Annotated in this window: 13 protein-coding genes and 1 pseudogene; 5 read left to right on the top strand and 9 right to left on the bottom strand. The window is 64.2% G+C overall.

Translation table 11 applies throughout. The features are described from left to right. Positions 1–29 precede the first annotated feature (29 nt). On the bottom strand, positions 30–224 hold the full coding sequence (locus ACLP9N_RS12015) for a ferredoxin (RefSeq protein ID WP_442407609.1): 195 nt from the start codon (positions 222–224) through the stop codon (positions 30–32). Beyond that, positions 221–1,405: a cytochrome P450 gene (locus tag ACLP9N_RS12020; protein WP_442407610.1), complete on the bottom strand. Its 1,185-nt coding sequence runs from the start codon at positions 1,403–1,405 to the stop codon at positions 221–223. Before ACLP9N_RS12020 ends, ACLP9N_RS12015 begins: the two co-directional genes overlap by 4 nt. Before the next feature lie 187 nt (positions 1,406–1,592). Between ACLP9N_RS12020 and ACLP9N_RS12025 the strand changes: the two genes are divergently transcribed. Next, positions 1,593–2,378 carry a heavy metal-binding domain-containing protein gene (locus tag ACLP9N_RS12025; RefSeq protein ID WP_442407611.1) on the top strand — a complete coding sequence of 262 codons (786 nt, stop codon included), beginning with the start codon at positions 1,593–1,595 and terminating at the stop codon, positions 2,376–2,378. After that, positions 2,378–2,758, top strand: coding sequence for a DUF5073 family protein (locus ACLP9N_RS12030; RefSeq protein ID WP_442407612.1), 381 nt, complete (start codon positions 2,378–2,380; stop codon positions 2,756–2,758). The genes ACLP9N_RS12025 and ACLP9N_RS12030 overlap by 1 nt, the downstream gene beginning before the upstream one ends. A gap of 2 nt (positions 2,759–2,760) precedes the next feature. On the opposite strand, the gene ACLP9N_RS12035 is transcribed toward ACLP9N_RS12030, so the two are convergent. From ACLP9N_RS12035 to ACLP9N_RS12055, 5 genes are all read right to left on the bottom strand, one after another. Then, positions 2,761–3,111: a nuclear transport factor 2 family protein gene (locus ACLP9N_RS12035; protein ID WP_442407648.1), complete on the bottom strand. Its 351-nt coding sequence runs from the start codon at positions 3,109–3,111 to the stop codon at positions 2,761–2,763. Between the two features lie 237 nt (positions 3,112–3,348). Further along, positions 3,349–3,807, bottom strand: a complete 459-nt coding sequence (locus tag ACLP9N_RS12040) for a hypothetical protein (protein WP_442407649.1) — start codon at positions 3,805–3,807, stop codon at positions 3,349–3,351. Between the two features lie 562 nt (positions 3,808–4,369). After that, complete coding sequence (locus ACLP9N_RS12045) at positions 4,370–5,038, bottom strand: TetR/AcrR family transcriptional regulator (RefSeq protein ID WP_442407613.1); 669 nt, start codon at positions 5,036–5,038, stop codon at positions 4,370–4,372. A 65-nt stretch (positions 5,039–5,103) separates the two neighbouring features. Further along, positions 5,104–6,780 carry an acyl-CoA synthetase gene (locus ACLP9N_RS12050; protein WP_442407614.1) on the bottom strand — a complete coding sequence of 559 codons (1,677 nt, stop codon included), beginning with the start codon at positions 6,778–6,780 and terminating at the stop codon, positions 5,104–5,106. Between the two features lie 65 nt (positions 6,781–6,845). Further along, entirely contained in the window at positions 6,846–7,448 is a 603-nt protein-coding gene (locus tag ACLP9N_RS12055; RefSeq protein WP_442407615.1) for a TetR/AcrR family transcriptional regulator, read from the bottom strand. A gap of 248 nt (positions 7,449–7,696) precedes the next feature. Between ACLP9N_RS12055 and ACLP9N_RS12060 the strand changes: the two genes are divergently transcribed. The 3 genes and pseudogenes from ACLP9N_RS12060 (at position 7,697) to ACLP9N_RS12070 (ending at position 9,835) form a co-directional block, all read left to right on the top strand. Beyond that, positions 7,697–8,242 (top strand): class I SAM-dependent methyltransferase, encoded by a 546-nt coding sequence (locus ACLP9N_RS12060; RefSeq protein ID WP_442407616.1) that lies wholly within the window; start codon positions 7,697–7,699, stop codon positions 8,240–8,242. Between the two features lie 168 nt (positions 8,243–8,410). Then, a pseudogene (locus ACLP9N_RS12065) lies at positions 8,411–8,913 on the top strand (acyl-CoA dehydrogenase family protein); the annotation flags it as partial. Between the two features lie 79 nt (positions 8,914–8,992). Further along, on the top strand, positions 8,993–9,835 hold the full coding sequence (locus tag ACLP9N_RS12070) for an enoyl-CoA hydratase-related protein (RefSeq protein WP_442407617.1): 843 nt from the start codon (positions 8,993–8,995) through the stop codon (positions 9,833–9,835). 64 nt (positions 9,836–9,899) lie between these two features. Here ACLP9N_RS12070 and ACLP9N_RS12075 read toward each other — a convergent pair whose 3' ends face one another. Both ACLP9N_RS12075 and ACLP9N_RS12080 read right to left on the bottom strand, forming a co-directional pair. Next, complete coding sequence (locus tag ACLP9N_RS12075) at positions 9,900–11,597, bottom strand: FAD-binding protein (protein WP_442407618.1); 1,698 nt, start codon at positions 11,595–11,597, stop codon at positions 9,900–9,902. Beyond that, positions 11,597–12,946 carry an aromatic ring-hydroxylating oxygenase subunit alpha gene (locus ACLP9N_RS12080; RefSeq protein WP_442407650.1) on the bottom strand — a complete coding sequence of 450 codons (1,350 nt, stop codon included), beginning with the start codon at positions 12,944–12,946 and terminating at the stop codon, positions 11,597–11,599. Before ACLP9N_RS12080 ends, ACLP9N_RS12075 begins: the two co-directional genes overlap by 1 nt. Between the last annotated feature and the right edge of the window lie 16 nt (positions 12,947–12,962).

The raw sequence follows: 12,962 nt of genomic DNA on the forward strand, positions 1-12,962 counted from the left end.
ACGGTGCATTTTGTCCGTGCGGTGAATCCTCACGGAGAGAACGTGATCGCCTGCTCCGGGCAGTTCTGCTCCCCGGTGACGGCCTGCTGTTCGAGTTCACCGGAGACTTCCGAGACGCGCACTATCGAGTGCCCGACCTCGTCGGCGTCGAAGATGTCGGGCGCCAGCGTGTAGCAGCGCCCGTGCCCGGTGCAGCGGTCGCCGTTGACGATGACGCGGGTCATTGCTTCGAAACAGGGAACGTCAGTGGCAGCGATTCCACCGACCGCAGCGCGGCGGTGTAAGTCAGCTGCGTGCCGGGCGGGATCTCGTAATCCGGGATGCGCCGGTGGAATTCGCGCAACGCCACTCGCAGCTCCATGCGGGCGAGGTGGGATCCGAGGCAGCGGTGCGGTCCGCCGCCGAACGCGCGGTGGCGGTTCGGGTTGCGGCTGAAGTCCACGACGTCGGGATCCGGGAATTCGGCCGGGTCCGTGTTGGCAGCGCCGAGCAACGGACTGACGCGTTCGCCCTTGCTTATGGGGCATCCGCCCACCTCGACGTCCTGCATGGCGACCCTGGCGACGCCGGGCACCGGAGTCTCCCACCGCAACAGCTCCTCAATCGCATGCGGCAGGATGTCGGGCTGTTCGACGAGCCGGTGCCGATGGTCGGGGTGACGGGCCAAATACACAAAGAAGCAATCGAGCGAGTCGGTGACCGTGTCCAGCCCCGCGATGAGGAACAGGAAGCAGATGTCGAGCAGCTCCTCGCGGGATAGTGGCCGGCCCTCGCTTTCCACATGCGCCGCGATCATTGCGGACAGCACGTCGTCGCGCGGGCTGGCGATGTGGTCGTCGATGGCACGGTCGAAGTATTCGTAGATCTGCTGTGCGACGGGGGCCGAGCTCTCGTGCCGGCGGGCGGAGCCGGTGTCGCCCTCAGGGCGGATGACGCCGTCCTTCCACTCCAAAAATTTGTCGAGGTCATCCAGCGGCAGGCCGAGCAGCTGCAGGAAGACGGTGCACGGAAGGGGTACCGCGAACTCTTCGTGGAAGTCGCATTCGCCCCGATCGACGAAGCGGTCGATCATCTCATTCACCAGCTCGGCGACCTGTGGTTCACGTCGGGCCATCTCGCGCGGGGTGAACAGCGGATCGAGGATTCGACGGTACTTCGCGTGCTCGGGCGGGTCGACCTGCAGCGGGATCAACGGTCGCACGTTGCCCAGGTCGACCGCATCCATACTCGACGAGAACAGTTCGGTGCGCTTGAGCGCCATCTCGATGTCAGCAAGACGGCTGAGAACAACCACCTCCTGTGGCGAGCGAAACACCGGCGCCGACTCGCGCAGTGCCTTGTACATCGGCTGCGGCTCGGCGAGCCCCATCACCGCCTGGTCTACGTACCCGTCGGTTTCTGTCATGCAGCTAGCGTGACATCGGCCACAGTGGCGGGCAATACCTCGGCGAAGAAAAAATAGACGATCTAGCAATCGCGGTCTCCGCTGGCTCGCCCGAGCGCTGGTGATGTCGCACGTTGTGCGTGTGCGACGGGGTGTCGCGGCCTGCCCTGGCCTACGCTGTCGGGGACCGCAGGAGGAAGCTTTGACCATGCAACCGAACCCCCTCGATCCAGTCGCCAGCGAACGGCTGTCACACGCCGGCAAGGTGTTCACGTCCGACCTGTCGATCAACGAATTCGCGTTGCTGCATGCGGCCGGATTCGAACCCATCGAACTCGTCATGGGCGTTTCGGTTTTTCACGTCGGCTACCAGTTCACCGGCATCAGACAACAATCGGAGCTGCCGGTGCTCACCGACGCGACGTACCGTGCGCGCTGGAATGCGATGTCGCGGATGCAGGCCGAGGCCGATTCGCTGGGTGCGGACGGAGTAGTCGGCGTCCGGCTGGAATGGCGCCATCAGGGCGAGGGCGAACACCTCGAGTTCGTCGCGGTGGGCACCGCGGTGCGATACACCGCCAAACCAGGCGCATTTCGGCGTCCGAACGGACAGGCATTCAGTAGCCACCTGTCCGGTCAGGATCTGTCGACGCTGCTGCGGTCCGGGTATGCGCCGGTCGCCTTCGTGATGGGTAACTGTGTGTTCCACATTGCCGTACAAGGGTTTTTGAAGACGCTCAGTCAGGTGGGGCGCAACGCGGAGATGCCGCAGTGGACGCAGGGCAGTTACCAAGCCCGGGAGCTGGCGATGTCACGTATGCAGAGCGAGGCCGAGCGAGACGGCGGAACCGGGGTTGTGGGTGTGCATTTCGCCATCTCGAACTATGCGTGGGGACCGCACACGGTCGAGTTCTACGTCGCGGGAACGGCGGTGCGGCGCAACGGCGAGCCGCAAACCATCGCGCCGTCGTTCGTGCTTCCGATGAGTGATTGATGACCGGTTACGACCACGAACGCGTCAGCCGCGCCGTCGGGACGGCCCTGGCCGGGCCCGGCGGAGTTGGACTGGTGGTCAAGGTGTTTTGTGGACTGCCGGGAGTCGTTCTCACTCCGGCGCGGCGAGGCTTGTTCCGATCGCAACCAGAGCGGATCCAAATCGGCGACTGGCGGTACGAGGTGACCCAGGACGGCCGATTGAGCGCCGCGCACGTGGTGAACGGGATCGTTCTGGCCGACGAAATTCTCGCTGCCGGTGCCATCGGTCCACATGTCGCGCGTGCGCTCGGCCAGGTGGTGAGCAGTTACGGTTCGACCGTCATGCCCAACATCGATGCGGCCCTTGAGGTCCTAGAGGACGCCGGCCCCGGCTTCTGAATTTACAGTTGGGCCTGGTCGATCGCTAAGATCCAGCGGCTGAATCTCCACACGCCGTCGTGCTTGACCGCAGTGAACTCGTAGCAGCCCGTCAGATCGGGTGTGGGTGGGCCACCGTCGCGGATTGCGAATACCTGGACATAACAGCGGCCGGTCGCTTCCTCGGCGCTTTGGCTGTCAAACCAGAAGGAGTTCAGGGCGTGGCGTCTTTGGTTGTTTTGCGCCTTGAACTCGTCTTTCCTTACCGCGAGCAATTCCATCACCGTATCGACGCCCTGCGACACCGTGGTGCCGTCGTATAGCCGCAGGCCAAGCTCCGGTGACTCACTGAACAAGGCACGAAAGTCGTCCAGCTGGTTCTGGTCTTAGGTGTATGCGTACGCGCCGAACAAGTTGATGATCGCCAATCGGTCGGCGACGTCGAAGGCCACGCCGCCGACGTCCGCGACCGGCGCGGGTTGCCCATCCACCACTGCTTGCCCTCCTCAGTCTCCACCCCGCTGACGGTGAAAATGTCCTCGAATACTCTCATCCCGCGGCGAGTTCGAGTGCACTGTTGCGCCGCCGCGTATTGCCGATGCTGTCTGTCGTCACGTGTGCTGCCTGCGCACGAACGAAGTGGCGGCACGCAACACCCCGCGCAGTGCGTATACGGCGGCCACCACCGACAGCACGATCAGCAGGATGAACATAGCCAGCCAATTGGATCTCTGGTGGTCGACTTCCCACCAGACGATGGTGAACAACAGCGCGCAGAGGAAGAGCACAATGTCGCGCCAATTGCCCTGATATGACAGTGCGGCCCTGCGTAGCGCGCGGGTCCGGTCGGCGGCGTCGACCAGATCGTCGATGCGTGCATCGATGGTGCGCTGCAGGTCGGCACGTCTGGCCGCGGCGTCCGGCGGAAGCCGATCCAAGAGGTCCATGTCATCTTTGATCAGCCCTCGATAGTTCGGGCCTTTGAATTGCCCGGCCGCGATGGCCAGCATCGCGCCACCAAAAACGGGTGCACTGTTCAGTGCGATCTGTCCCAGACCAGCCACGTCTATTCCTCCTTCGGCTCAGGCCGTCAACGTCGGCTCGTTGAGGATCGCTGAAGCTGGTGAGCGAATCAACTGCTCAGCGTCTGGGTCTCGCCCGCGAATCCTGCGTTCTCCGTGGCAGCTCGAATATCGCCCGCGTAAGGCACGGTCGAATTCGATTGGCGGGGCAAGGGATTGGGCCCGCCGGCCGCATCGTGGCCCGGCACGACGGCAGAGGGGCGGCGCTGCGGGGTGGGACAGGTGATACGCGGAATGCATCCGCAGTTGAGGCCGATATAGCAACCTCCGCCGCCGGCGGGAACCGCGGGGAACGCGCCGCCGGGACTACCGGGAGCTGGCGGGGGTGCGGGAGTGACCGGCACGCTAGACGACGAGGCCGAAGAGGCCGAAGTCGGATGCTCGCCTGGGCCGTATCCGCCCGCGAATGGCAAGCGTGGCCACAGCACCGCACAGGGCGATCACCGTGCTGCCTTTGTGGTGGGTCGCAGTTGCTCACTGTACCCGCCGACCTGCGTCTTAGCCGGGCGGCGGCGGCACGATGCGCCGAATACGCAGCTGTTTCCCAGGATCAGGATGCTGCTGATGAGCTGCGCCGGGCTCGCGGCTCGGGGCTGTGCAGTGCGCCCATCGCACGGGCCAGCTGGGGATAGGCGATCGCAGGCCCGATCCATCGGGTCAGATAGCGCCGCAGATCGGCGCCGCTGCGAGGCGGTCGACCCGGGTCGGCAAGGAAGGAATGCACAACCCGGAGACAGAACTCCGCCAGTTCGTCGAGACCCGCCTCGTCGAAACCGTACTGCTCCCAATCCACGTCGTAGCGATGCAGCATCGAGCGCCCGAACGTTACGGCGGTGTCCGACATGATGGAGACTGTCCGGCCGGTGCGGTCGCGTTGACTGAGTACGAGGTCGGCTTGGTTGTCGGACGCCAGTTGTTCGACGGCGAAAGCCACTCCTTCTGTAATTGCGACGACCGGGTCGGTCATCCCCTTGACGTGGGTTGCCAATTGGCTTAAAAAGCCGTCGGCCGACCGCATTGCGGTTGCCACCCGCAACGCTTCGGTGCCGGGAAAGTAACGGTAGACGGTCTGGCGCGTCACACCGAGCGTCCGCGCCACATCGGCGATCCGCATCGCTGACCCGCGCTCGTCGATTATCTTGTCCGCGGCATCCAGAATGCGCTCGATCGCCTCCTCGTCGGAGGCCGGTGTATTGCCTGCCCAGCCGTGACTGCGCATGGCTGCATCATAACGGTCGTGCAGTGCAAATCATAAAACATCACCGCGAAGTTGAACGGGTGGCGTCAGCTTCCGGAGTCTGCTGTGCTGGAAAGGCTTTCGACGGCAATCTCTTTGGCCCAGCGATAATCAGCTTTGCCGGCCGGGGACCGCTGAACTTTGGCGGTGCGAATTATGGCCTTCGGCAGTTTGTAGCGCGCGACGTGTTGCTGGCAGGTGTCCAGCAGATCCTGGTCCGAGGGATCACGGCCTTCCCGAAGCTGCACGATCGCCACTACCTCGTTGCCCCAGCGTTCGGATGGGCGCCCGGCAACCACCACGTCGTAGACGTCGGGGTGCTCGGCCATCGCGGCCTCCACTTCCTCGGCGAAGATCTTCTCGCCACCGGAGTTGATGGTGACGGAATCACGGCCGAGCAGCTCGATGCGGCCATCGGCGAGGAATCGGGCCCGGTCACCGGGCACCGACCAGCGCACGCCGTCAATAACGGGGAACGTGCGGGCCGTCTTCTCGGCGTCGCCGAGGTAGCCGAGCGGAATCAGAGTGCGGCGTGCCAGCCATCCTTCGTCGCCTCCGGGGCCCATGACCCGGCTGAAATCGGCTGCGACAAAGGCGGTTTCGGAGCCCGGATTAAAGGTAGCCGTGGCGCTCGGTCCGGACTCCGTGGACATCATGTTCATCTGCATACCCGACTCCGAGGCGCCCACGGCGTCGATGATCAGCAGGTTGGGCAGCGCGGCGGCTATGCGGTTTCGGACGGCGGGGGTGAGTGGGGCGCCACCATTGCTGATCGACACGAGCCCCGACAGGTCATAGCTCCCCCGCTCGATCTCGTCGACGAGCGGGCGGGCGATCGCATCGCCGACGACCGGGATGCTCATGACGCGTTCGCGTTCCGCCAGCGCCAGAATCTGGTCGGCCCGGATGCTTTCAACGTCGTCGGGAATCGCCACCCAACCGCCCATCGTCATAATCTGAAACGAAGCCCACTGGGCCGCTCCGTGCATGAACGGCGGGATCAGCAGCAACGAGGCGAAACCGACGGCTTTTGCCGCACGTTCGGCAAGCTCGTCGTAGGACGCCAACGCGTCGTCGGTCCCGAAAGATCTTCCGCCCATTGAGGAAACGAATATGTCGTTCTGACGCCACAGCACACCCTTGGGCATTCCCGTGGTGCCGCCGGTGTAAAGAATGTACAGGTCGTCTCCACTGGGAGTGGGCATTCCGCTCGCGGGCGGCGGTGTGGCGACGATCGATTCGTAATCGACGGCGCCGGGCAGCAGAGGCTGGCCGGTGTGGTCGGCAACCTGGATCAGGAATTCCAGGTGGGGGAGTTGGTCGCGGATCGCCGCGACCCGTGGTGCGAATTCGGCGCTGTAGACCAGCGCCCGAGCCTTTGCATTGTCCAGCAGATAGACGAGTTCGGCTTCGACATAGCGGTAGTTGACGTTGAAGGGCGCGACGCGGGCACGATAGGCGCCGATCATAGATTCCAGGTACTCGTTGCCGTTACGCAAGTACAACCCGACGTGGTCCTGGCCGGATTCGTGACCCTGCAGGCGATCACGTTCGGTGTGACATCCCAAGCCCACAGACGCGAGGTAGTGCGCGACCCCGTCGACGCGGGCGTCCATCTGCGCGTACGTCCATTCCCGGCCCCGCCAGATCAGTACGCGATGATCGGGAAGTGTTTTCGCCAGCGTCGCGAATACAGTCGACAGGTTGAAGCCGCTGTCATCCATGAAACTCCTCGAAGTTCGTTGATTCTGTGTCGGGTGGTACCGGGCTCGCTTGGGCCTCAGTCATTTCAGGCAACGGATGCGCCCAGAATGAGGTTGACCGCCTCGTCGAGCTGCCCGGCGATTTCGTCGTAGCTGACAAACCGGGCCGTCATCAGGGCGCCGGCAAACGTCATTTGCAGTGTGGACTTCACCGCGCGCGGCCAACCCGGACCCAGCGCAGCACCGATCCGCCTGGACACCTCGTCGCCGATCTGCTCGCGCAGCGGCTTGACCGCCGGATCGTCGGCCATCAGGGCCGCGCCGCATGCGGTGGTCAGCTCGGGTTCGTCGGCGACCACGATCGCCATATCCCGCATGGTCGCGCTCACGCGTGTTTTGGTGGTGTCGTCGACGTCGGTATGCAGCGGAAGTGCCTGTAGGAGACGCAGGTACACCGCCGCCACCAGCGCGCTTTTCGACGGAAAGTAGGTGTAGGCGCTGGCCGGCGACACCCCGGCGCGGCTCGCGACCGCGCGCATCGTCAGGTTGGCGTACGACGTTTCGCGCAATTCCTGCAAGCCGGCGTCGAGCACCTTGCGGATCGTCTGCCCCGGCCGACGATCCGACCGGCGGCCCGCGCCAGGAGCGGTGCCGGTGGCGTCGGCAGAAGATGCCGCTTCTCTAGACACCAGTCCAGTGTAGGAAAGCGCAGGGACGTCCGACAACGGCCTGTAGCAATGGCGTGGGACCAGGCGATATGGCGATGAGTGTCGGCTTTTCGCGGCTCGCTTGCGTCTTGCTCGGTGGAGCACCAAATCCTGTCCTTGGCCCCAACGACAGACATGTGTCCAGAATTTTGGCGACCGGTTGGCGAACTTGGGCTCGCGGCTCTCGCATCGGTCAGCTTCGGTTATCCCCGACCCGTAGGGTGGCGCCTGTGACCGGGGAGGACCGGCACCGCTGGGACGAGCGGTACGCAAGCGAGGAACCCGCGTCGGTAGCTGCGGTCGAGCCGCCCAGCGTCCTCGCGGCCTACGCAGACATGTTCCCGACCAGCGGAAAGGCACTCGATCTGGCTTGCGGCCGGGGACTCGGCAGTGTCTGGCTGGCGAGGCGAGGCCTAGACGTGTTCGGGATCGACATCTCCTCGGTGGCCATCAACCAGGCGCGAGATCTGGCCCGGCGCAGCCGGGTCGAGGATCGCTGCCGGTTTGAGGTGGTCGATCTTGACAAGGGTCTGCCGCCCGGCGCGCCCGTCGACGTCATCCTCTGCCACAAATTTCGGGACCGCCGCCTCGACCGGGCCATCGTTGAGCGTCTGGCACCCGGCGGGCTACTGGCGATCGCGGTGCTCAGCGAAGTCGACGCCAGCCCGGGGCCATTTCGCGCTGCTGCTGGCGAGTTACCCGCCGCATTCGCCGACCTCAACCTCGTTGCCGCCGGCGAAGCGAATGGATATGCCTGGCTCCTGGCGCGTGCGTGACGGCCAGGTTTTGAGCCTGCGCGCATGACCAGTGGTCAGAGACGGCCGACACCCATGGCTTCGAACCGTCGTAAAGTCCAGCACGTGTTTGCCGAAATATGGCCTGCGAAGCCAAAAAATATGCGAACCTGACCCGATATTCGGGGTGGATGAATTCAGAGGGTAACAATGTCCGAGCTTTTTCCGACATACCGCGCGAGCTGGGAAACAAACCAGCATCGAGTAAGCACGCTGGCGAATTACTGGCAAAGGAAGCGACCCCGAACCAAGAACGTTGGGCCCGAGAGCATCAGGTCGATCGTGAATACTGGAACAAGCTAGGCGATGCGGGGCTGCTCGGGCTGGACTTGCCCGAGCGGTTTGGTGGAGCCGAAGGCGACTTCGGTCTTTCGGCGATCGTCGCCGAAGAATAGGCGCTGGCGAACGACACCGCGTCGGGCTGGATCGTACACTCGCCGATCGGCGCGCATTACATCAACACCTACGGCACCGAGGACCAGAAGCAGCGGTGGCTGCCCAAAGTCATCAGCGGGGAGGCGGTGCTGGCGATCGCGATGACCGAACCGGGTGCCGGTTCTGACCTGCAGGGGATACGCACCACCGCGGTTCGCGACGTCTCGCACTACGTGATCAACGGTTCGAAGACCTTCATTTCCAACGGGTCTCACTGCGGCGACACAAGCGAAATCATGAAGGAAATCATCAGCCGCTCGCTGTAGCACGTCCCCGGCCTCGGGTAGTGTCACGAGGATGGAACGGCGCGTCCTCGAAGCGGTCATCTATGAACGCGAACCACCGATCGCACGGATCATCCTCAATCGGGTAGACAAGGCCAACACCAAGGATGCGGTACTGGTCACCGAAGTAGACGAGTGCCTGCACGAAGCCGACCGCGACAAGGAGATCAAGGTCGTCATCCTCAAGGCCAATGGAAAGGGCTTCTGCGGCGGGCATGTCGCCCGTTGGGAACCGGACGAAAATCCCTATCCCGATTTCGGAAACACGTTCGAGGACCTGTACAAGGGCACCGCTGACCTGTTCCTGTGGCCGACGCTGTACCTGTGGGAGTTCCCTAAGCCGACCATCTCCCAGATTCACGGTTACTGCATGGGAGGCGGGATCTATCTCGGCCTGCTGACGGACTTCTGTGTGGCGTCCGAGGACGCGTATTTCCAGATGCCGCTTGCCCAGAGCCTCGGGGAACCCGGCGGGCACACCATGATCGAGCCGTGGCTGATGATGAACTGGCACCGCACCATGGACTGGCTGTTGCTGGCGCCGACCCTGTCCGCGCAGCAAGCCCTCGACTGGGGTCTGCTGAATAGGGTGGTGCCGCGCGAAGACCTGGAGGACACGGTCGAGGAGATGGCACGCAAGATCGCGCAGATCCCGTTGACCACGCTGATGGCGGTGAAAAGCAACGTGAAGCGTGCCTGGGAATTGATGGGAATGCGGGTGCACCTTCAGGTCAGCCACATCTTGACGAACATGGTCGGCGCCGCATCCGATGTCCAGGCGCGGCGGGCCGAACTCATGCAGTCGGGCATGAAGCCGCGCGAATTCGTCGACAAATTCGATCCGCCGCCAACGTGACGGTGCAGTCAAATTCGAGGCCGAGCGTGACTGCATCGTCACGCTCGACGAGACGGCGCTGGGCCTAGCGGCTCGTCTCGCCGGCGACCCTGCGGCCGGCGGCGTGCCGGGCGGCCACGTAGCCGAAGACCATCGTGTAGGCGATGCTTCCGCCCGCTCCGAGATAGTTTCGGCCCATCACCGTCGCGGTGATGTTGCCCGTCGCGTACAGCCCCTCGATCACGCGGTCGTTCTCGTCGAGGACCTGCGCGTACTCGTTGGCGACCAGCCCTCCACACGTTCCGACATCGGCGGGAACAACCCTCGTGGCGTAGTACGGCGCCCGGTCGAGTGGCCCGAGCGCGGCGTTCGTGCGGTACCCGGGATCACCCAGGCAGTCGTTGTACGCCGACTGGCCGCGGCCGAAGTCGGGGTCGAGGCCCTTGGCCGCAAAACCATTGAAGCGCTTCACCGTCTGCTCCAGCGTGCCGGCCGGCACCTCCATCTGGTGCGCGAGATCGGCGATGGTTTTACCTCGCAGGACCGCGCCCCGCTCGATCAGTTCTTCGGGGAGGCTGCGTTTCTTGAACGGGTTCGCTCCCGAGACGTATCTATGTATGTAGCCCTCGTCGAAGACCATCCAGCACGGCACCGCCTTGTTCGCGTACATCGCCTTGCCGACCTCGACGTATGAGTTCGACTCGTTGCAGAACCGCCTGCCGCTGCCGTCGACGTAGATGGCCCCGGGCCGCTGCCGACCGCTTCCGAGCGCCCTTGCGGCGTCACCTCCGTCGGCGATGAAAATCGATGGCAGCCACCAGGCCTCATCCATCAGATCGGTTTTGGCGCCAAGCCGGATCGCCGTCTCCAGCACCTCGCCCGTGTCGCCTGCGTTGGCGATCGACCACCGCGCCTCATTGGGCTGGTCGCCGCTGTAGCGGCGGCGCATGTCCGCGTTGCGGCTGAAGCCGCCTGCAGCGAGCAGGACGCCCTTGCGCGCCTCGATATTCAGCGATGCGCCGTTACGAGTAACGCGCGCGCCGACGACACGGCCGTCGTCGACGATCAGGTCCTGCATTGCGGCGTCGATCCAGATCGGCGGCTCGCCGCGCAGGTCGATCAGCGCCTTGAGCAGCTGACCAATGAGTGAGGCACCGTTGGTGAGGAGCTCTTGACGACGCAGCTTGGCCGCCCTGGTACGCGCGAACACCCTCGTCGCCACGGCGAAGGCCCGCGGCGATCGATTGAAGTACTGCACCGCGCGCAGCTCGTTCGTCTTGAGGACGAACCCGCCGTAGCTCTTGGCCATCGAGGGCTGGACCTTGTCGCTCCAGTTGCCCAGTGCTGCCGCGTCGTACGGGATGCCCTCGATCGCGCGGCCAGCTTCGTTGCCGCCCTTGTGATTCGGGTAGTAGTCGCTCCAGCCCGGGCACCGCACGAGCCGAACGCCCTTGCGCATCAAGAAGTTGATCATCTCGTAGCCCGCGGTGAGGAACATCTCGCGGCGTGCCGGCGATGAGGGCTGGCCGATGTCGCCGACCACGTCGTCGAAGTACGCCAGACCATCCTCGTGCGAGTCCGGGATACCGTCCGCGCGCATCAGCGGGTTGTTCGGCAACCACACCATGCCACCGGAAAGTCCCGTGGAACCCCCCACCAGAGCCTGCTTCTCGATCACCAGCGGCTCGATCCCGGAGTCGAGCGCCGCCAGCGCGGCCACCATGCCGCCTCCGCCGCTTCCCGCGATGAGCAGGTCGACGGAGCGGTCCCACTGCGTGGTCATCATGCCTCCGAAGCGGCGGTAAGGCCGAGATCGGCGATCGGAACGTCGATTGTGGTGTTGGTCTTCTGGATCGCGGGCACCAGGGCGTCATAAGGCAGGCCGGCAAGGAAACCGTCGATGACGCGTTCGAAGTTCGAGATCAATCCTTCGATCCGGCTGGACAAGCGCATGTATTCAAAGCCCTTGGAGTGCAATCCTTTTTGCTGCTTGGGCAGATTGGAGAAGTCCTGGGCGGGGATCGGCGGCCAGCGCGGGTCGTCGGGTGACATGGGCTCCGGTGGTGTCGGTCTCCCGGTGACTTGGTCAGGTGGAATGCGGGTGAGTGACCAGATCTCGAACAGCGTCTCCTCGGGACCAAGCGGACGGATCCGGTACGAGGAGGCGCTGCTGTACTGGGGTAGCAGAAAGTAGTGCGGGAAAGCGAAATTGATGGCTTCGACGATGCCGCGCCGCTGCAACTCGTTGAGGTCGGGGATGTCACAGCCCCGGGCCCGATGCCATTGGACGATGGCGTCGTTGAGGGTGCTGCGCCACAGGGCCATCGCCGCCGTGGGATCGGCCGGGAGCTCCATGTCCTGCAAGCCCTCGGCGATGCGTATGTCGTTCTCGTGGGTCATGCCGGCCATGCCTTCGCCCAGGGTGCGCATGAAGTACAGGTTGGTCTGGGCCAGGCCCTGTGGTTTGGACGACGAGTTGGGCTGCGAGGATGGCAGCAGCTGGGGGTGGGTCTGCGGGACGTGGTAGCCCTCCATGAATGCGGCCGTCGCCAGCTTCCAATTCACCGGAAGCCGGCACGACTGCCACCACTCGACGCGCAGCGACTCCACCTTCCAGGCGTCATAGATGGACGCGAACGGCTCGAAGCAGTCGCGTAGCGGCGGGGCGTCGTCGTCGAGGTTGATCCACGCACACCCACCCCACAACTCACATCGGACCGAAACCAGGCGGAGATCCTCCGGGCTGAGGTTGTGCTCGTTGAACTCCTCGGGCCGTAGCACGAAGGTGTTGTGTCCGTCGATGCCCCAACACCAGCCGTGGAAGGGGCAAACGAAGGTGCGCCGATTCCCGTTGCCTTCCACCAGCTTTACGCCGCGATGGCGGCAGGCGTTGTGATAAGCGCGAACGTTTTCGGCGTCCAGGCGGACCACGATCACGGACTCGTCGAGAATCTCGTATTCGACGTAGTCGCCGGGCTTGGGGATCTCCTCGAGGCGGCATGCCATCTGCCACACCCGCGGCCAAAGCATCTCGTTTTCGAGCGCGTAGAACTCCGGGTCGTAGTACCGCTGCTTGGGGATCCGGTCGGCCGTTCGAACCGCCCATGGCACCGGAAGCGAAGTCCAGTTCACTTCGGTTTTGTCGGTG

The sequence above is a fragment of the Mycobacterium sp. genome (assembly GCF_052144515.1).
Classification (GTDB): Bacteria; Actinomycetota; Actinomycetes; order Mycobacteriales; family Mycobacteriaceae; genus Mycobacterium.